The sequence below is a fragment of the Streptomyces sp. WAC 04229 genome (genome assembly GCF_003947455.1).
GTDB lineage: Bacteria > Actinomycetota > Actinomycetes > Streptomycetales > Streptomycetaceae > Streptomyces.
In genome coordinates, this window is the sequence record NZ_QHJH01000016.1 from 37,371 (window position 1) to 55,285 (window position 17,915).

The following is a 17,915-nucleotide window of genomic DNA, read 5'->3' on the forward strand; positions in this document are numbered from 1 at the left end:
GGGCGCCTCAGCCGCCCGCCGACGGCTCCTGCCCGAAGACCGCGTGCAGCCGCCGTGTGTGGTCGACCCGCCGTGGCGGACCGGTGACGGTGACCGTCGCCGTCAGGGGCGGCGCGGTGCTGGACGCGGCGAACCGCAGCTCCAGCGCGCCGGGTTCGACGATCCGGTGGCCGTCGCGCCCCGTGAAGGAGGCGAGGTCGGCCGGGACGACGACGCGCACCCTTCGGGCCTCGCCGGGCGCCAGCGGCACCCGGGTGTAGCCGACGAGGCGCTGCACCGGCTGGACGACGGAGGCCACCGGGTCGTGCAGGTAGAGCTGGACGACCTCGGTGCCGTGCCGTCCACCGGTGTTGCGGACGGTCAGCGCCAGCGAGAACTCGCCGTCGGTGGGCGCCTGTTCCGCGTCCACCGCGAGGTCGCTCCAGGCGAACGTGGTGTACGTGAGGCCGTGCCCGAAGCCGAAGGCGGGCGTCGGGTCGATGCTGGACACCTCACTCGCGTGGGCGAGCCGCGCCCCCAGGTAGGTGGTCGGCTGCGCACCGGCTCCGCGGGGCACGCTGACCGGCAGCCGGCCGGAGGGACCGGTACGTCCGCTGAGCACGCCCGCCAGCGCGGCGGTCCCCTCCTCTCCGGGGAAGAAGGACTGCACGATCGCGGCGGCCTCCGTCACGGCCCGGCCCAGCGCGTAGGGCCGGCCGGCGAGCAACACCGTGACGACCGGCCTGCCGGTGTCCAGCAGGGCGTCGAGGAGCCGTTGCTGGGCGCCGGGCAGGGCGAGCGACTCGACGTCGCAGCCCTCACCGCTGGTGCCGCGCCCGAAGAGTCCGGCGCGGTCGCCCAGGACGGCGACGACGACGTCCGCGTCCCCGGCCGCGCGGACGGCCTCGGGGATGCCGGAGACGTCGCCGTCGTCGACGCCCGTGCCGTGGGCGAGCGTGAACTCGGTGTCGGGGAACTCCGCGGCCAGGGTGGCGCGCAGGGTGGGCAGGCCGATGCCGACCGGGGTGGCGGGGTGGTGGACGCCGATGTGCTGGGGGAAGGAGTAGCAGCCGAGTACGGCGGTGGGCTCGTCGGCGTTGGGTCCGACCAGGGCGATGCGGCGGGGCCGGTCGAGGGGCAGCGTGCCGTCGTTGCTCAGCAGCACGACCGCTTCCTCGGCGACGGTGCGGGCCAGTTCGCGATTGCGGGGCCCGTCCAGGTCGATCCGGCCGCGCAGGGCCTCCGGGTCGTCCAGGTCCGCGCCGACCAGGGCGGCGGGCACCGGGTTCCAGTCCGGGTCGAGGAGCCCGAGCAGCGCCTTCTGGGTGAGCACCCGGCGCAGGGCGCGGTCGATCACCGTCTCGGGGACCCGGCCGGCGGCGACCGCTTCCACCAGGGGCGCGCCGAACGTCTTGACGGTGGGCAGCTCGACGTCGACGCCCGCCCGCAGCGCGGCACCCGCGGCCTCCGCCCAGTCGGCGGCGATGCCGTGCAGGGTCTTGAGGAAGGCGATGCCGAAGTAGTCGGCGACGACGGTGCCGTCGAAGCCCCAGGTGTCGCGCAGCAGTCCGGTGAGCAGGTCCTCGTCGGCGGCCGCGGGGACGCCGTCGGTGTCGGTGTAGGCGTGCATCACCGACCGGGCGCCGCCCTCGCGCACCGCCATCTCGAAGGGCGGCAGCAGCACGTCGGCGCGCTCGCGCGGGCCCATCGGGGAGGGCGCGAGATTGCGTCCGGCGCGGGAGGCCGAGTAGCCGGCGAAGTGTTTGAGGGTGGCGACGACACCGGCGCCCTCCAGGCCGCGCACATAGGCCGAGCCGATGGTGCCGACGAGGTACGGGTCCTCGCCGATGGTCTCCTCGACCCGGCCCCAGCGGGCGTCGCGCACCACGTCCAGGACGGGTGCGAGGCCCTGGTGGATGCCGACGGACCGCATGTCGCGGCCGATGGCGGACGCCATGCGGTGCACCAGGTCCGGGTCGAAGGTGGCACCCCAGGACAGCGGGACGGGGTAGGCGGTCGCGCCCCAGGCGGCGAAGCCCGCCAGGCACTCCTCGTGCGCGACGGCGGGGATGCCGAAGCGGTTCGCCGAGGCGATGCGGGCCTGGGTGCGCAGCAGCGACAACGCGCCGAGCGCCGGGTCGACGGGGGCGGTGCCGAAGGGCCGGGTCAACTGGCCGAGGCCGGTGGGCAGGAGCGCGTCGAGGTCGACCGCCTCCTCCATGTCGTGCTGATGGGGGGCTACGTCTCCGCCCTCGTCGGACGCGCCGACCCAGACGCCGTACAGCTGGGCGATCTTCTCCTCGGGGGTCATCGCCTCGATGAGCGCGGACACCCTGGTGGTGACGGAGAGGGCGGGGTCGTTCCAGAGGGGGATTTCGGGGTGGGTCTCAACCGCCACGTTGTGGGTCACTTTCCTCCGACGCCCATCAGGCCCTGGACCAGGGCGCGACGGGCGAACAGGTAGACGAGCAGGACGGGCACCATGGACAGCACGACGGCTCCCAGCAGGCCGGGGATGTCGATGCCGTGTTCGGTCTGGAAGTTGTAGAGGCCCAGGGTGACGACCTTGGTGGCGTCGGACTGGGTCAGGACGAGCGGGAACAGGAAGCCGTTCCACGCCTGGAGGGCGGAGAACACGACGATCGTGGAGAGTCCGCCGCGGGACAGCGGCACCACGAGCTGGAAGAACATGCGCCGCGGAGTGGCGCCGTCCATCGTCATGGCCTCGAACAGCTCCGGGGAGATGTCCCGCATGGCGCCACTGAGGATCAGCGCCGACATCGGGAGGCAGAACGCGGTCGTGGGCAGGATGACGCCGAGCAGGTTGTCGTACAGCCCGGCCTCGCTGATCAGGTAGAACATCGGCACGATCACCGCCTGGGCGGGGATGGCGAGGCCGAGCAGGAAGAGCCGGAAGACCGCCGAGGTGGCCCGGCCGCGGCTGCGCACGATGGCGTAGGCCAGGGGCGGGACCAGCAGCAGGACGAGGCCGACCACGCAGGCCGTGACGACGAGGGTGTTGAGGAAGTACCGGCCGAAGCCGGAGTCGAAGGCGCCGGTGTAGTTGTCCAGGGTGAAGCTGTCCGGTATCGACACCGGGCCGTTGTCGGCGTAGTCCTGCCGGGTGCGCAGGGTCGCGGCGAGCAGCACGTACAGCGGCAGGCCGACCAGGAGAAGCCAGACGAACGAGCCGGCGCCGGCCAGGTAGTTCGGTCGGCGCCTCATGACACACCCTCCATGGAACTGCGCATCTTGTCGTAGCCGGAGACCCGGACGACGATCAGCGAGACGACCGTGGCCGCGACGACCAGGGCCAGGGCGATCGCGGAGCCGGTGCCGTAGTCGAAGCTCTTGAACGCCTTGTCGTACATGTAGTAGGCACTGATGGTGGTGTCGGTGCCGGGGCCGCCCTGGGTCAGGATGAGGACCGTCTCGAACGTGGTCAGGCCGCCGACGGTCATCAGGATCATCGAGGTGATCATGGCGGTGCGCAGCTGCGGCAGCGTGATGTGGAAGAACTGCCGGTAGCGGCCGGCCCCGTCGACCTCCGCCGCCTGGTACAGCACCTGCGGCACGGCGCGGGCGGCGCCCTGGTAGATCAGTGTGTGGAACGGGGTGAACTGCCATGTGCTGACGAACGCGAGGACCCCGATGGCGGTGGCCTGTTCACCGAACAGGTTGCCGTCGCCGAACAGCCAGGTGGCGTCGGCCGGGATGCCGAAGTTCGGGTCGAGCAGCGCCCGCCACAGCACGGACACGGCCGTGGCGGACAGCAGCAGCGGGATGAAGTAGATGACCGACAGGACGGCGCGGTTGCGCTGGTGCCCGGCGGCCCAGACGCCGAGCAGGATGCTCAGCGGGGTCTGGAGGGCCACGCCGAGCGCGGTCAGCAGCAGGGTCAGCCAGATGCTGTCGAGCATGACCGGGTCGTCGGCGAGGCGCGACCAGTTGTCCGTGCCGACGAACTCGGGCGGGCTGATGCCGTCCCAGCTCATGAAGGACAGCACCGCCACCATGATCAGCGGCACGATCGCGAAGAGGGCGAAGAACACTGCGGCGGGCAGCGCCCAGACGAAGCCGGGCCGGGCGCTCGTGGTCTGTGTGGTCATGGGCCGTTCGTCAGTCGGTCGGGAGGGCCTGCATGGCCTTGATGAAGCCGTCCGTGTCGAGCTGTCCGTTGAAGAACTGCTGGATGGCCTTGTGCATGTCGGAGCTCGCCTTCTGCGGGTACGCCTGGTCCCAGGACAGCTGGAACGACGGGGCGTCGGCGACGAGGTCGTACTGGAAGCGCGAGTACTCGGGGGTGCCCGAGCCGTCGATGAACTTGTCGGTGTTGGTCGTGGTCGGCAGGTTGCCGATGTCCAGCTGCGCCTTCACGAACTCGTCGGAGTACATGAGCTTCAGGAACTCGGCGACGGCCTCGGGGTGCTTGGTCTTCTTCATCACCGAGTAGTAGTTGTTGGTGTTGCCCGCGACCGCGGCCGGGTCGCCCTTGCCGCCCTCGACGGTCGGGAAGGCGCTGTACCCGAGGTCCTTCCGGGCGAACTCCTCGTGGTCCGTGAGCTGCTGGGAGTAGTACCAGGAACCCATCAGCTCGAAGCCGGCCTTGCCCGAGGCCACGAGCTGGACCGAGCCGCCGTTGGTGTACTTGACCGAGTCGTAGTTCTTGCCGAAGGCGCCGGTGTCGACCAGCTCCTTGATCATGCCCAGGGCCTTCCGGCTGTCCGCGCTCTCCCAGGCGCTCTTGTCGCCCCCGACGGCCTTCGCGAACAACTCCGGTCCGGCTGTGCGGTCGTAGAGGTACTGGAACCACATCTGGGTCGGCCAGACGTCGCCGCCGCCGAGCGCGATCGGCGTGACCCCCTCGTCCTTGAGCTTCTCGACCGCGTCGAGCAGCTCGTCCCAGGTCTTGGGCGGCGCGACGCCCGCGTCGTCGAGGACCTTCTTGTTGTGGAAGAGCAGGACCGGCTGGGTGCCGCGCATCGGGATGCCGTACGGCTTGCCGTCGACGACGGCGCTCTCGAAGACGGACGGCAGGAACTTCTTCTCGAGGTCCGGGTCCTTCTCGATGAGGCCGTCGAGCGGCAGCAGCAGGTCGGCCTCGACGAACGGCTTGATGCTGCCGCCGCCCCAGTTGAAGAACACGTCCGGGGCCTGCGGCGTGCTGATGATCGTCTGGAGCTTCTTCTGGTAGTCGGCACCGGGGATGGTGTCGAGGACCACCTTGACGTCGGACGTCTTGTTGAAGGTGTCGACGATCTGCTGCTCGACCTTGTTGCTCGCGTCCCCGTAGACCAGGACATGGATCTTGCCGTCGTCGGACGACGCCCCGCCGTTCCCGTTGCCGCAGGCCGAAAGGCTCAGCGCCAGGGCGAGCGTCGCGGCGGTGGCGACGAGTCCGGGCAAGCGCGCACGTTTCTTCATCGTCTGCCTTTCGAAAGTTTCGGTGCCGTCACCGAAAGCTCATGGTGTCGGACAGTAAAGTCAGACGGGAATCTTGGTCAATGGCCGTGCAGGCGCGGACTCAATTCGTTATCGATCGCTTCCGACAGTTTCGAAGGCCGTGGCCGGTGCCCGGGAGCTGACGGAGCACGGTGAGGGCGAGCACGGCATGTGCACCTGACACAGGGAGCGGGCGCGCCGTATGTGGCGCGCACCGGTCGTCGCGGCGGCAGCCCGGTCCTACTGTCCAGCCAGCAGTTGAGACCCACGTCACAGACCCCCACGTGCCGTAGGAGTGTTGCGATGCCCCACACCCATCCCCCAGCCAGGCCGGAGCGCGGCGGCGTCCGCGCCTGGGCGGCCCTGCTGACCGTGCTGATCGCCGCGGCGGCGTTCCTGTCCGTGCCCGCGGGAACCGCCCGCGCGGCCGGCCTCCAGGAGGTGACCGGGTTCGGTTCCAACCCCGGCAACCTGCAGATGTTCCGGTACGTCCCGGACGGCCTGCCGGCAGGCCGTCCACTCGTCGTCGCGATGCACGGATGCACGCAGAACGCGGCCGCCTACGACGACGAGACGGGCTGGACGGAGCTGGCCGACCGCCTGCGGTTCGCGCTGCTGCTCCCCCAGCAGCGCAGCTCGAACAACGCCAACTCGTGCTTCAACTGGTTCGAGAACGGCGACACGTCGCGCGGCTCCGGAGAGGCTCTCTCCATCGTCCAGATGATGGACCGGATGCGCGCCGACAACGCGGTGGCGGCGGACCGTTCGTTCGTCACCGGGCTGTCGGCCGGCGGGGCCATGACGTCCGCGATGATGGCCGCGTACCCCGACCGGTTCGACGGCGGCGCGGTCGTCGCCGGGATCCCGTCGCGGTGCGCCACGAGTCTGACCCAGGCCTTCGGCTGCATGAGCCCCGGCTCGGACCGGACGCCCGCGCAGTGGGGCGATCTGGTGCGCGGCGCCTCGTCCCACGGCGGCCCGTGGCCGACCCTGTCCGTCTGGCACGGCACCACCGACACCACGGTGGCGCCCGTGAACCGGCGCGAACTCGTCGAGCAGTGGACCGACGTCCACGGCACCGACACCACCCCGGAGACCTCGGACACCGTCGGCGGCTACCCGCACCTGGTCCACGAGGACGCCGCGGGCCGCCCGGTCGTCGAGTCGTTCGAGATCACCGGCATGGGCCACGGCCAGCCCGTCGACCCGGGCAGCGGAAGCGGCCAGTGCGGACGGGCCGCCGCCTACGTCCTCGACGTGAACATCTGCGCCGCGCACCACATCACGCGGTTCTGGGGTCTCGACGCGGGAACCGATCCCGGCCCGGACCCCGGTACGCGGACGGTGACCCTGGCGAACGACACCAGCCGCGACGGCTACGTCAAGGCGGGCGCGGACGGAGCCGGTCCGGCGGTCGGCACGCTGGAGTCCCTCTACGGGCTGGGCGTGGGCCGGGGCGCGGACGGCAAGCACAACCGGGCGGTGCTCTCCTTCGACACCTCCTCGCTCCCCGACGACGCGGTCGTCGACCGTGCCCGGCTGTCCGTCACGCACGCGAGCGGCAGCGGCGATCCGTGGGGCAACCCCGCCGCCAACTCCCTGGCGGTGGACGCGCAGACCGGCTGCCTCGGCGCGTGCGCGATCGAACCCGCGGACTGGTCCGCGTCCCCGACCGCGACCGGGGTCGCCACGGTCCCCCGGTTCACCTCGGGCACGGCGTCCTCCACGGAGTTCTCCGGCCCCGGACTGAGAGCCCTCGACCCGACCGGCACCACCCAGCTGAGGCTCGGGTTCACGCAGGCCCCCGGCTCCACCGGGTACGTCTTCGTCGCGCCCGGTTCCGCGGCGCAGCTCACCGTCACCTTCCACTGACTGACCCGTTAATCAGAACCTCAACCACCACGTCAGCAAGGCGCGATTCGGTTCCATTGTTGAGTTTTCCGCAACACGCCCCTAAGGTCGTGGCCCGTGGAAACCGACGACGTCACCGAAGGCGCGCCTGCCGCCGACACCTCCGCCCGCGTCCGCGAGGTCATCGCGGACGCGGGCGTCAGTCAGCGCGAGTTCGCGCGCCGTGTCGTCATGGATCCGTCCAAGCTCTCGCGTTCGCTGAACGGCACCCGCCGCTTCACGGCCGCGGAGCTGGCACGGATCGCCGACGAGGGCCGGGTCGACGCGGGCTGGCTGCTCGGCACCCGGCCCCTCCCGAAGGAGACCGCGCCGGTCGCCGACGTCCGGGGCGGCCGGCCGCTGCAGATCGTCCGCGAGACGGTCCGGCTGATCGCCGAGCACGGATTCCACGCGGTGCGGGTCGCGGACATCGCCCGCGCCTGCGCCACCAGCAGCGCCGCGATCCACTACCACTTCCCGGGCCGCGCCGAACTCCTCGAAGCGGCCGTGCGCTGGTGCATGGACGAGGACACCGCGCGCCGTGCCGCCCGTCTCGCCGAGGCGGACGACGCGGCGGCGGAGCTGCGCCAGCTCATCGCGCTGCAGACGCCGCGGACCGCGCAGCAGCGCCGCCAGTGGGCGGTCTGGCTCGACCTGTGGGCCGAGGCCGCGCGCTCCACGGGAGTGGGCCGACTGCACTCCGAGTACTACCGGCAGTGGCGGGAGACCGTCGCCGACGTCGTACGCCGAGGTGTCGGGCAGGGCGTGTTCCGCGCCGACGTCGATCCGCGGGCCGCGGCACTGACGCTGACCGCGCTGATCGACGGCCTGGCGACGCACGTCCTCTCGGTGAGCGGACCGTCGTCCGACAGCGCCGCGGACGCGATGCACGCGGCACTGACCACACACGTCACGCACACGATCCTGGCCGAGTAGCTCCAGCGGCCACGGACGCCAGTATTTCGGGAGGTTCCCGCATGCCCATGACCGAGAACGTCATCATCACCTGCGCGCTCACCGGCGCCGGCGACACCGTTCGCAAGAGCCCCCACGTCCCCGTCACCCCGGAGCAGATAGCCAGGAACGCCGTGGAGGCGGCCGCCGCCGGAGCGGCCGTCGTCCACATCCACGTACGCGACCCGGAGACCGGCGCTCCGTCCCGCGACCCGAAGCTGTACCGGGAGGTCGTCGAACGCGTCAAGGAGACCGGCACCGACGTCGTCATCAACCTCACCGCCGGCATGGGCGGCGACCTGGTCATCGACCCGGACGACCCGCTCACCCACCTCCCCGGCACCGACCTCGTCAGCGGTCTGGAGCGCCTCCCGCACGTCGAGGACCTGCTTCCCGACATCTGCACCCTGGACTGCGGCTCGCTCAACTTCGGCGACGGATCGAACCTCTACGTCTCGACGCCCGACATGCTGCGCGCGGGCGCGCGACGCATCCAGGAGCTGGGCGTGCGGCCCGAACTGGAGATCTTCGACACGGGTCAGCTCTGGTTCGCCAAGCAGTTGCTCGCGGAGGGGCTGCTCGACGACCCGACCGTGTTCCAGCTGTGCATGGGCATCCCGTGGGGCGCGCCCGCGGACCCCGGAGTGCTCCAGTCGATGGTCAACATGCTGCCGGACGGCGCGCGATGGGCGAGCTTCGCGCTCGGCCGGATGCAGATGCCGTGGGTCGCGCAGTCCATTCTGCTCGGCGGCCACGTCCGCGTGGGCCTGGAGGACAACCTCTACCTCGGCAAGGGCAACAAGGCGACCAACGCCCAGCTCGTCGAGCGTGCCGTGACCGTCACCGAGTCGATCGGCGCACGCGTCGCGACACCGGACGAGGCCCGCGCCACTCTCGGCCTCGAGCCGCGCAAGTAGCCCGCCGCCACGACGGAGGATCCCTCTCATGACCTCATCACCGCAGTTCACCTCGCCGGAGCACGTCCGCCGGGTCGCCTGCGTCGGCGCCGGAGTCATCGGCGGCGGCTGGGTCGCCCACTTCCTGGCCCGCGGCTACGACGTGACCGCCTGGGACCCGGCGCCCGACGCCGGTCGGAGGCTGCGCCGCCTGGTCGACGCGGCGTGGCCGACGCTCACCTCGCTCGGCCTCGCCGAGGGCGCGTCGACCGACCGCCTCACCGTGACCGACACCCTCGAACAGGCCGTGGCCGAGGCCGAGTTCGTCCAGGAGAGCGCGCCCGAGAAGCTCGACCTCAAGCGCGATCTGCTGGCCCGCCTGGACGCGGCGACACCGCCCGGCGTCGTCATCGCCTCCTCCACCTCCGGCTATCCGATGACCGACATGCAGACGACGGCCGCGGACCCGTCGCGGCTGGTCGTCGGGCACCCCTTCAACCCGCCCTATCTCATCCCGCTGGTCGAGGTCGTCGGCGGCGAGCACACCCACGCGACGGCCGTCGCCTGGGCCTCCCGCTTCTACGAGGTCGCGGGGAAGTCCGTCATCACGATGGACAACGAGATACCGGGCTTCATCGCGAACCGCCTCCAGGAGGCCCTGTGGCGCGAGGCGCTGCACATGGTCGCGAGCGGCGAGGCGACGGTCCGGGACATCGACCTGTCGATCACCGAGGGCCCCGGGCTGCGCTGGGCGGTGATGGGACCGATGCTGACGTTCGCGCTCGCGGGCGGCGAGGGCGGCATGGCGCACATGCTGGACCACTTCGGCCCGTCCCTGAAGTCGCCGTGGACGCGCCTCGAAGCGCCGGAGCTGGACAAGGAGTTGTACGACGCCGTGGTGGCGGGCTGCGACGAGGCGGCGGACGGCCGCTCCATCGCGGACCTGGTGGCCGAACGCGACCGGGGTGTGGTCGAAGTGCTGCGCGCCACCGGCCGCCTGGACCGCGAGGAGAACCCCCGGTGACGAAGCTCCCGTTGTTCCACAGCACGGTCCGCCCGGAGTGGGTCGACTACAACGGCCACATGAGCGAGGCGTTCTACGTCCTCGTCTTCGGGCACGCCACGGACGCGCTGATGATCGAGACGGGCCTGGGCTCCGGCTACCGCGAGTCCACGGGCTGTTCCCTCTACACGGTCGAGTCCCACGTCCGCTATCTCCGGGAGGTGCCCGAGGCCACCCACCTGGCCGTCCGCACCCGCGTGCTGGGAGCGGCGGAACGCAAGGCGCGCTTCGTGCACGAGATGTACGTGGTCTGCGAACCGGGATCGGAGCCGCTGCCCGACGCGGGCCCGGTGGCGACGACCGAACTGCTCGCCGTCCACGTCGACCAGCGGGCCGGCCGGGCCACCGAGTTCCCGGACACGGTCCGGCACCGCTTCTCGGAGCTGACCGAAGCGGCCCCGTCCTGGGCGGGCCGCTCGATCCGCGCCGTGACCTGACCGTGCGGCCCGGCCCGCGCCGGTGCGCGACGCCCGGTCAGCGCCTGCGGCCGGCGCGCAGTTCCAGGTGCTCGGCTTCGAAGCGCGCCCGGAAGCCGCGGTCGTGCGAGACCGCGACCACTCCCCCCGGGTACGCCGCGAGCGCCGCCTGCAGGTCCTCGGCCAGGTCGAGTGCGATGTGGTTGGTCGGCTCGTCGAGGACGAGAAGGTCCGCGGGCCGGGTCACCAGGGTCGCGATCTGCAGGCGCCGCTGCTGCCCCACCGACAGGGCGGCGACCGGCACGAGCAGGTCCTGTTCGCGGAACAGCCCCAGGGACAGGAGCTGTTCCGCGTACTCCTCCGGCGGCCCGGGCCGCCCGGCGGCGAACGCGGCGAGCAGCGGCAGCCGCGTGGCCCGCGCGGGCAGTTCCTGGGCGAGGTATCCGATGCGGACGGGCCGGCGCGCCGTACCCGCGTCCTGCCGCAGATCGCCCGCCAGGACGCGGAGCAGCGTCGTCTTGCCCGCGCCGTTCTCGCCCGTGACGAGGAGGCGTCCTCCGGGCTCGATCGTCAGGAGGCCGTCCAGGCGCAGCCGTTCCCCGACCCGTACGTTGTCGAGCTCGGCGAGGGCGCCCTGGACCGGGCCGCCGAGCGCCGACGGCAGCGCCGTCGTGAACCGGAGCGGTACGGGCGGCTTCGCCACCGGATTGCGCCGCAGCCGGTCCAGGCGCTCCCGCACCGAGCGCACCTGGCCGCCGAGTTTCGCCTCGCTGGAGCGGCGGTGCTTGCCGAAGCCCTGCTTCGGGTCGCGGCCGGTGATGGCCAGCCGTCTGCCCGCGGCCTCCAGCAACTCCTGTGCGTGGGCCACCTCCTCGACCCACTCCGCGTACCGCTGCTCCGCTCCGCGCCGGGCGGCGGCTTTCGCGGCGCGGTACCCGTCCCAGCCGTCACCGAACCGGCGCACGGTGCGCTCGTCCCGGTCGACCTCGAGGATCGTGGTGGCGATGCGCTCCAGGAAGCCGCGGTCGTGGGTGACCGCGACGACGGTGCCGCGGTGTGCGCGCAGGTGTTCCTCCAGCCAGCGCACGGCCGTCGCGTCGAGGTGGTTCGTCGGTTCGTCCAGGAGCAGCAGTTCGGGAGCGGCGGCCAGGACGCAGGCGAGGGCGAGGCGCGACTGCTCGCCGCCGGACAGTGATCCGAGCGGGCGCTCCCGGGTGAGCCCCGTCAGCCCGAGCCCGTGCAGGGCGACGTCCACGCGGGCGTCCGCCTCGTATCCGCCGCGTTCCTCGTAAGCGGTCAGCAGCTCGCCGTACGCGGCCAGCTGCTCGTCCGTCGCGTCGGCGAGGTGCTCCTCCGCGGTACCGAGCCTTCGCTCCATGTCGCGCAGTTCGGCCAGAGCGAGGTCGACGGCGTCCTGCACGGTGCGGTCGGCGTCGAGGTCGAGGGTCTGGGCGAGATGGCCCGTCCCGCCGGGGAAACGGACGGTGACCTCACCCGCGTCGGGCGTCTCGGCCGCGGCGAGCAGGCGGAGCAGGGTGGACTTGCCGGAGCCGTTCTCACCGACGACGGCGGCCTTCTCACCCGGCCGGACGGTGAAGGAGACCTGGTCGAGGACGGTCCGGGTGCCATAGGACTTGGTGACGGACTTGACGGACAGCTGCGCCACGGCGGGGACGGCGGTCGGCAGCACGGTACGGGCGCGGTCGCGCATGGATCTTTCCCTGGTGATTCGAGGGGGTCTACGGGCAGCAGAAACGGCGGCAGGGGCCGTGCCCGGACTCAGACGAAGAAGAGGAAAGCCATGCCCCCACTGTACGAGACGGAACGTCTCGCCGCAACACGTGGGTGCGCGTCGGAGGTGGCGTCGGTCAGTAGATGCTCAGCCCGTACACCGACAGCCACTCGACCACCGGCTGGTAGTAGGTGACGCCTCCAGAGCTGCAGTTGCCGCTGCTGCCGACGATGATGCCCAGCGCGGTGGTGCCGGAGAAGGCCGGGCCGCCCACGTCTCCGGGTTCGGAGCAGAGGTTGGACCGGAAGAGACCGCTCACGCTCCCTCCGCCGTGATTGACCGTGACGTTGACCGCCTGGACGATCCCGCAACGGTGTCCGGTAGTGCGTCCGACATGGCAGACCGACTGGCCGACGACGGGGTGGGCCGCGGCGGTGATGTCGCGGGTGCCCGCCCCGGCGCCCAGGGAGACCTCGCCCGGACGGGCGACCGTCGCGCCGGTGTACCGGACGGTCGCGTAGTCGTTGCCGGGGTAGCTGACCCCCGCGGTGACCCCGACCGGGACCGTGAGGGCGGCGTCGGCGTACCAGGAGGTGCCGGCCGTCTGGGCACACCGGCCCGACAACAGCGCGTACTCGGCGGATCCGGAACGGGCGTTGAACCCAACGGTGCAGCGGGCGCCCGCGCTGTAGAGGACGTCGCCGCCGCGCACCGCGAGGGCGGCCGGCCTCTCCCGCGACGCGGCGTCCGCCACCGGCCCGAGGACGGCGGTCCAACCGAGGAGCAGGGCCAGTAGAGCGGCGGCGGTAACGGCGACGTGCGAGGGGCGGTCGGAACGCGTGCGAGCCACAGCGGCCTCCAATGTCATGTACTGACCATTGTGGGGCTCGCGGAGCCGGGCGGTCAGACCCAAAGCCGCCAACCCGGGCGGGTGGATCCGCGCGGCCGGCGACCCGAGCGCCGACGGGTGGCGGGGCAGCGAGAACGAGCGGAAGCCCGCCACCCTTTCGGGGGTGGCGGGCTCCTTACCGGCTGAGACGGTCAGCGGTGGGTCCGGGCGTCAGCGGCGACCGCCGTGGCGGTGGTGACCCCAGGACTTGTCATCGATGAAGCGGCCGTGGTCGTTGCGGAGGGTCGCCGTGTCGGAGCGGTTGCCCCACACGTGGCGGTTGCGGTCCTGGAACACGTCGGTGCGGGTGTCGCGGCCCTCGCCGGTGTGGACGCGGACGGTGGCGCGGCCGTCGAGGCGGTAGTGGCGGAAGGTGTAGCGGTGGCCGTCCTCACCCCTGAGGGTCCAGCCGCTCAGGTTGACCGCGCGGCGGGTGTTGTTGGTGATCTCCACCCATTCCTTGTTCAGCGAACGGTTGGAGCGGTTGTCACGGCCCGGGGCGTCGTACTGGACGTCCGTGATCTCGATGCGGGGCCGCTGACGCTCGTGGTCGGCGGCTGTCGCCGGCACCACGAGTGCGGCGGTCAGGGCTCCGACGGCGAGGGCGCCGGCGGTCAGGCGGCGGGCGGTGATGGACTTCGACACAGGTTCCCCCTGCTTTGTGCGGGCACCGCCGGCCCCGGGATCCAGGTCCCGGGGTGGTGGTGCGTGGTGCGTTGCGCGGCCGGTCGGCCGTGCCCTCACAGATTGCGGGCCGGTCGACCGGTTCGTGGAGAAGACGTGAACGGTGTTACCAACCGCCGACATCCTGGTGACCCTCGGCTGTATTGAGCATTTATGTGCCGAATGCACTGTGTTGACGCCGCTGGAGCACGTGTCCCCTTGTGTCCGTTGGGCCGAGGGCCGCGACCGCCACGGCACGCCACCCCGACACCTCGAGAGCGTTCACCCGAAAGTGAGTAACAGCGCGGGCCGCTCTCCTGAGTCCGAGGTGTGAAGAAGCGGCACCGCGCCCAGGCGCACGCCCAGGAAGCCGTGCCGATGCCGTCGCCCGCAGCCGCTCCACCAGCCCCGGACAACCTCAAGCGACCAGGGCCAGGACCTGCGGTTCTGCCTTCACTCCACCGGATCACCGGCTACGACGCCGAGGGCGCCCACCACCACACCGCGCCCTTCGACGTTCGGTGCCGTCACCGAGCACCAGAGGCCTCGATCCATGTCGGCCGCCGCGGTCCCGCGCATGCTCGCTCTGTCGCGCGCGATGTGCGCCCCGGACTCGGGAGGGGACACGCTCACCGCAGTCCAGCAACGCCACCCGACCCCGCCCAGCGCAGGCGAACGACGCCTCAGCGCCCGGCCGCCCTGGGTCGTCCCCATGGCTGCGGACGCTGCTGGATCGGGGTGTGGGCGCCGGTCAGGGAGGCGCCGGTGCCGCCGCGGCGGGTGGCGACGATCTCTGCCGCGATGGACAGGGCCGTCTCCTCGGGGGTGCGGGCGCCGAGGTCGAGGCCGATGGGCGACCTGAGGCGGGCCAGCTCCAGGTCGCTCACGCCGACCTCGCGCAGGCGCGCGTTGCGGTCCAGGTGGGTACGGCGCGAGCCCATCGCGCCGATGTACGCCACCGGCAGCCGCAGCGCCAGCTTGATCAGCGGGATGTCGAACTTGGCGTCGTGGGTCAGCACGCACACGACCGTGCGCGCGTCGACCTCCGTGCGCCGCAGGTACTCATGGGGCCACTCGACGACGATCTCGTCGGCGTCCGGGAAGCGGAGCCGGGTCGCGAAGACGGGGCGGGCATCGCACACCGTCACGTGGTAGCCGAGGAACTTTCCGGCGCGGACCAGCGCGGAGGCGAAGTCGATCGCACCGAAGACGATCATGCGGGGGGCGGGCACCGAGGACTCGATCAGCAGCGTGAGCGGCGCCCCGCAGCGCGAGCCCTGCTCACCGATCTCCAGCTTGCCCGTGCGGCCGGCGTCCAGGAAGGCACCCGCCTCGGCCGCCACCGTCCGGTCCAGTTCGGGGTGGGCGCCGAAACCGCCGGCGCGGGAGCCGTCCGGGCGGACGAGGAGCGCGCGGCCCATCAGCTCCGCCGGGCCGCTCACCACCCGCGCCACCGCCGCCGCCTCCCCCCGTGCGGAGGCGGCGAGCGCGGCGGCCAGCACCGGCCGGGCGGGATCCGCCGCCCGTACCGCAGTCACGAGGATGTCGATGACCCCGCCGCAGGTCAGACCCACGGCGAAGGCGTCCTCGTCGCTGTAGCCGAAGCGCTCCAGGACGGTCTCGCCGTCCCCCAGCGACTGCCGGCACAGCTCGTACACGGCCCCTTCCACGCAGCCACCGGAGACCGAGCCGATCGCCGTGCCGTCGGCGTCCACCGCGAGGGCGGCGCCGGGCTGGCGGGGGGCGCTGCCGCCGACGGCCACCACGGTGGCCACCGCGAAGTCGCGTCCCTGCTCGACCCACCGGTTCAGCTCGTCGCCGATGTCCAGCATCTTCCCGGTCGCCTAGTCGGTTCGGGTCGATTGCGCGCAGCGAGTAGCGGCCAGCCGTCCGGAGATGAGCGCCTCGGCCTCCGCCACGATCCGCCGCACGACGTCCCGGACAGTCGGGATGTCGCCGATAAGGCCCTGGGCCATGCCGGCGCTCCAGATACCGGCATCCAGGTCCCCTTCCTCGAACACCTTGCGCCCCCTGGCCCCGGCAACCAACTCCCGTACGTCCGGGAACTGGCCCCCGTCACGGAGTATGTCGACGACCTTCCTGCTGACCGAATTGCTGGCCACCCGGGCGGTGTTGCGCAGGGGACGGAAGATCAGCTCGGTGTCGAGTTCGCTGTTGGCGACGATCTGTTCCTTGACACGCCGGTGTACGGGGGATTCCGCGGTGCACAGAAAGCGGGTGCCCATGTTGATGCCCTCGGCGCCCAGGGCGAGAGCGGCCACCAGACCGCGGCCGTCCGTGAATCCGCCGGAGGCTATCACCGGAATGGACACCCGTTGCGTGGTCGCGGGGATGAGGACGAGGCCCGGGACGTCGTCCTCCCCGGGGTGGCCGGCGCATTCGAAGCCGTCGATGCTCACGCCGTCGACGCCGATCTTCTCGGCCTTCACCGCGTGTCGGACGCTGGTGCACTTGTGCAGCACCTTGACACCGTGGGCGCGGAACTCCGGAAGATGCTCCGCGGGGTTGAAGCCGGCGGTTTCGACGACCTTCACGCCGGATTCGATGATCGCATGGCGGTATTCGTCGTAGGGGGGCGGGTTGATCGACGGCAGGATGGTCAAGTTGACGCCGAACGGCTTGTCGGTCATCTCCCGGCAGCGCGCGATCTCCTCGACGAGTGCCTCCGGTGTCGGTTGGGTCAGCGCCGTCAGGAAGCCGAGTGCTCCCGCCTCGGCGACCGCGGCGACGAGTGGGGCCCGGCCCACCCACTGCATGCCGCCTTGGACGATCGGGTGTTCCACGCCGAACGTCTCGCAGAAGCGCGTGGTCAGCATCGCGGCTCCTACAGTCCGTAGGTCTTGCCGATGATGTCCCGCTGGATCTCGCTCGTGCCGCCGTACACCGTGGACACGACGGTCGAACGGAGCAGGGCTTCCATGCCGTACTCCGTGGCGTATCCGTAGCCGCCCATCATCTGCATTCCTTCCAGGGTCACGTGTTTGGCGAGCTCGGTGCACTTGAGCTTCGCCATGGACGCTTCGCGCGCGAACACCCGGCCGGGTTCGGCGTCGATCGCGCGTGCGACGTCGTCGAGGAGCAACTGGGCGCATTCGAGTTCAGTGGCCATGTCGGCGATCCGGTGCTTGAGCGCTTGGAAGGAGCCAATGGGACGGCCGAATTGTTCGCGCTGGCGGACATAGGTGAGGGTGTCGTCGAAGGCCCGTCGTGCGACGCCCAGCATCAGGGCGGCGAGGATCATCCGTTCCAGGTTCAGCCCGGCCATGAGCTGCGTCCAGCCCTGTCCGGGCTCGCCGACCACCGCGGAGTCGGGCAGGAAGCAGTCGGTGAAGTAGAGGTCGTTGACGTCCTTGCCGCCCATGGTGTCGATGCCTCTGATCTGGAGGCCGTCGGCGTCGGTCGGCACCATGAACTGAGTGATTCCGTGGTGTTTCGACTCCCCTTGCCCCGTGCGGGCGATCAGCAGGATGTGGTCGGCGAAGTGAGCGTTGGAGCACCAGGTCTTCTGGCCGTTGACCAGGTACCCGCCGGTGGTGCGTTCCGCACGGCAGGTCAGGGCGCCCACGTCGGAGCCGGCACCGGGTTCCGACATCGAGATGGCCTCGACCCGGCCGGCGGCCACGCCTTCGAGTATGGTGCGCTTCTGCTCCTCGGTGCCGAACTTGTCGTAGGCGGAGGCGGCGATGACGGTGGTGCCGAAACCGCTGATGGGGGCCAGCCCGTACGAGGTCTCCTGAAGGAACAGGCAGAGATCGGTCATTCCCTGGCCCGCGCCTCCGTACTCCTCCGGGATCGCGATGCCGAGCCAGCCCAGGTGCGCCATCTTCTCGTACAGCTTCTGGTTGTGCTGCTCCTGACCGTTCGCGGTCAGCTTGTCGCGCTGTTCCTTTGTTCCGCACTCGCGGCGGCAGAAGTCGGCGATCGCCTTGACCAGGTCGCGGCGTTCATCTGACAGGACTCGGGGCATGGA

The 17,915-nt window shown here is 71.3% G+C and carries 16 protein-coding genes; 5 read left to right on the forward strand and 11 right to left on the reverse strand.

Annotated elements, in window-relative coordinates:
* Nucleotides 1-7: 7 nt before the first annotated feature.
* From DMH12_RS07290 to DMH12_RS07305, 4 genes are read right to left on the reverse strand one after another with little or no spacing between them, the layout of a single operon-like run.
* Nucleotides 8-2,389 carry a glycoside hydrolase family 3 N-terminal domain-containing protein gene (locus tag DMH12_RS07290; RefSeq protein WP_125490732.1) on the reverse strand — a complete coding sequence of 794 codons (2,382 nt, stop codon included), beginning with the start codon at nucleotides 2,387-2,389 and terminating at the stop codon, nucleotides 8-10.
* Nucleotides 2,386-3,204 carry a carbohydrate ABC transporter permease gene (locus DMH12_RS07295; protein WP_125490733.1) on the reverse strand — a complete coding sequence of 273 codons (819 nt, stop codon included), beginning with the start codon at nucleotides 3,202-3,204 and terminating at the stop codon, nucleotides 2,386-2,388. Before DMH12_RS07295 ends, DMH12_RS07290 begins: the two co-directional genes overlap by 4 nt.
* Entirely contained in the window at nucleotides 3,201-4,088 is an 888-nt protein-coding gene (locus DMH12_RS07300; RefSeq protein ID WP_125490734.1) for a carbohydrate ABC transporter permease, read from the reverse strand. Before DMH12_RS07300 ends, DMH12_RS07295 begins: the two co-directional genes overlap by 4 nt.
* 10 nt (nucleotides 4,089-4,098) lie before the next feature.
* The gene (locus DMH12_RS07305) at nucleotides 4,099-5,403 is read right to left on the reverse strand and encodes an ABC transporter substrate-binding protein (protein ID WP_125490735.1); all 1,305 of its coding nucleotides are present in this window, start codon (nucleotides 5,401-5,403) and stop codon (nucleotides 4,099-4,101) included.
* 321 nt (nucleotides 5,404-5,724) lie between these two features.
* On the opposite strand from DMH12_RS07305, the gene DMH12_RS07310 reads away from it, so the two are divergent.
* From DMH12_RS07310 to DMH12_RS07330, 5 genes are all read left to right on the forward strand, one after another.
* Nucleotides 5,725-7,293 carry a PHB depolymerase family esterase gene (locus DMH12_RS07310; RefSeq protein ID WP_125490736.1) on the forward strand — a complete coding sequence of 523 codons (1,569 nt, stop codon included), beginning with the start codon at nucleotides 5,725-5,727 and terminating at the stop codon, nucleotides 7,291-7,293.
* 96 nt (nucleotides 7,294-7,389) lie between these two features.
* Complete coding sequence (locus DMH12_RS07315) at nucleotides 7,390-8,247, forward strand: TetR/AcrR family transcriptional regulator (protein ID WP_125490737.1); 858 nt, start codon at nucleotides 7,390-7,392, stop codon at nucleotides 8,245-8,247.
* 41 nt (nucleotides 8,248-8,288) lie between these two features.
* On the forward strand, nucleotides 8,289-9,182 hold the full coding sequence (locus tag DMH12_RS07320) for a 3-keto-5-aminohexanoate cleavage protein (RefSeq protein WP_125490738.1): 894 nt from the start codon (nucleotides 8,289-8,291) through the stop codon (nucleotides 9,180-9,182).
* Nucleotides 9,183-9,210: 28 nt separating this feature from the next.
* Nucleotides 9,211-10,185 (forward strand): 3-hydroxyacyl-CoA dehydrogenase NAD-binding domain-containing protein, encoded by a 975-nt coding sequence (locus DMH12_RS07325; RefSeq protein WP_125490739.1) that lies wholly within the window; start codon nucleotides 9,211-9,213, stop codon nucleotides 10,183-10,185.
* A complete protein-coding gene (locus DMH12_RS07330; RefSeq protein WP_125490740.1) occupies nucleotides 10,182-10,661 on the forward strand; it encodes a thioesterase family protein in 480 nt (159 codons plus the stop codon). The genes DMH12_RS07325 and DMH12_RS07330 overlap by 4 nt, the downstream gene beginning before the upstream one ends.
* Nucleotides 10,662-10,698: 37 nt before the next feature.
* Here the strand turns inward: DMH12_RS07330 and DMH12_RS07335 are convergent, their stop codons facing one another.
* From DMH12_RS07335 to DMH12_RS07360, 7 genes are all read right to left on the reverse strand, one after another.
* Nucleotides 10,699-12,351 (reverse strand): ABC-F family ATP-binding cassette domain-containing protein, encoded by a 1,653-nt coding sequence (locus DMH12_RS07335; RefSeq protein WP_125490741.1) that lies wholly within the window; start codon nucleotides 12,349-12,351, stop codon nucleotides 10,699-10,701.
* Nucleotides 12,352-12,508: 157 nt separating this feature from the next.
* Nucleotides 12,509-13,222 (reverse strand): S1 family peptidase, encoded by a 714-nt coding sequence (locus DMH12_RS07340; protein WP_260474131.1) that lies wholly within the window; start codon nucleotides 13,220-13,222, stop codon nucleotides 12,509-12,511.
* A gap of 210 nt (nucleotides 13,223-13,432) precedes the next feature.
* Complete coding sequence (locus DMH12_RS07345; RefSeq protein ID WP_260474132.1) at nucleotides 13,433-13,906, reverse strand: lamin tail domain-containing protein; 474 nt, start codon at nucleotides 13,904-13,906, stop codon at nucleotides 13,433-13,435.
* Nucleotides 13,907-14,377: 471 nt separating this feature from the next.
* Entirely contained in the window at nucleotides 14,378-14,503 is a 126-nt protein-coding gene (locus DMH12_RS39685) for a hypothetical protein (RefSeq protein WP_260474133.1), read from the reverse strand.
* Between the two features lie 104 nt (nucleotides 14,504-14,607).
* Nucleotides 14,608-15,756, reverse strand: coding sequence for an XdhC family protein (locus DMH12_RS07350; RefSeq protein WP_125490744.1), 1,149 nt, complete (start codon nucleotides 15,754-15,756; stop codon nucleotides 14,608-14,610).
* A gap of 12 nt (nucleotides 15,757-15,768) precedes the next feature.
* Nucleotides 15,769-16,761, reverse strand: a complete 993-nt coding sequence (locus DMH12_RS07355; RefSeq protein ID WP_125490745.1) for a nitronate monooxygenase family protein — start codon at nucleotides 16,759-16,761, stop codon at nucleotides 15,769-15,771.
* Nucleotides 16,762-16,769: 8 nt separating this feature from the next.
* Nucleotides 16,770-17,912, reverse strand: coding sequence for an acyl-CoA dehydrogenase family protein (locus DMH12_RS07360; RefSeq protein WP_125490746.1), 1,143 nt, complete (start codon nucleotides 17,910-17,912; stop codon nucleotides 16,770-16,772).
* Nucleotides 17,913-17,915 lie beyond the last annotated feature (3 nt).

Excerpts from the sequence above, each read along its gene's own strand:
- DMH12_RS07295 (WP_125490733.1), bottom strand. The coding sequence starts at position 3,204 with ATGAGGCGCCGACCGAACTACCTGGCCGGCGCCGGCTCGTTCGTCTGG.
- DMH12_RS07325 (WP_125490739.1), top strand. The coding sequence starts at position 9,211 with ATGACCTCATCACCGCAGTTCACCTCGCCGGAGCACGTCCGCCGGGTC.
- DMH12_RS07350 (WP_125490744.1), bottom strand. The coding sequence starts at position 15,756 with ATGCTGGACATCGGCGACGAGCTGAACCGGTGGGTCGAGCAGGGACGC.
- DMH12_RS07320 (WP_125490738.1), top strand. The coding sequence starts at position 8,289 with ATGCCCATGACCGAGAACGTCATCATCACCTGCGCGCTCACCGGCGCC.
- DMH12_RS07360 (WP_125490746.1), bottom strand. The coding sequence starts at position 17,912 with ATGCCCCGAGTCCTGTCAGATGAACGCCGCGACCTGGTCAAGGCGATC.
- DMH12_RS07300 (WP_125490734.1), bottom strand. The coding sequence starts at position 4,088 with ATGACCACACAGACCACGAGCGCCCGGCCCGGCTTCGTCTGGGCGCTG.
- DMH12_RS07305 (WP_125490735.1), bottom strand. The coding sequence starts at position 5,403 with ATGAAGAAACGTGCGCGCTTGCCCGGACTCGTCGCCACCGCCGCGACG.
- DMH12_RS39685 (WP_260474133.1), bottom strand. The coding sequence starts at position 14,503 with ATGCGCGGGACCGCGGCGGCCGACATGGATCGAGGCCTCTGGTGCTCG.
- DMH12_RS07355 (WP_125490745.1), bottom strand. The coding sequence starts at position 16,761 with ATGCTGACCACGCGCTTCTGCGAGACGTTCGGCGTGGAACACCCGATC.
- DMH12_RS07310 (WP_125490736.1), top strand. The coding sequence starts at position 5,725 with ATGCCCCACACCCATCCCCCAGCCAGGCCGGAGCGCGGCGGCGTCCGC.
- DMH12_RS07335 (WP_125490741.1), bottom strand. The coding sequence starts at position 12,351 with ATGCGCGACCGCGCCCGTACCGTGCTGCCGACCGCCGTCCCCGCCGTG.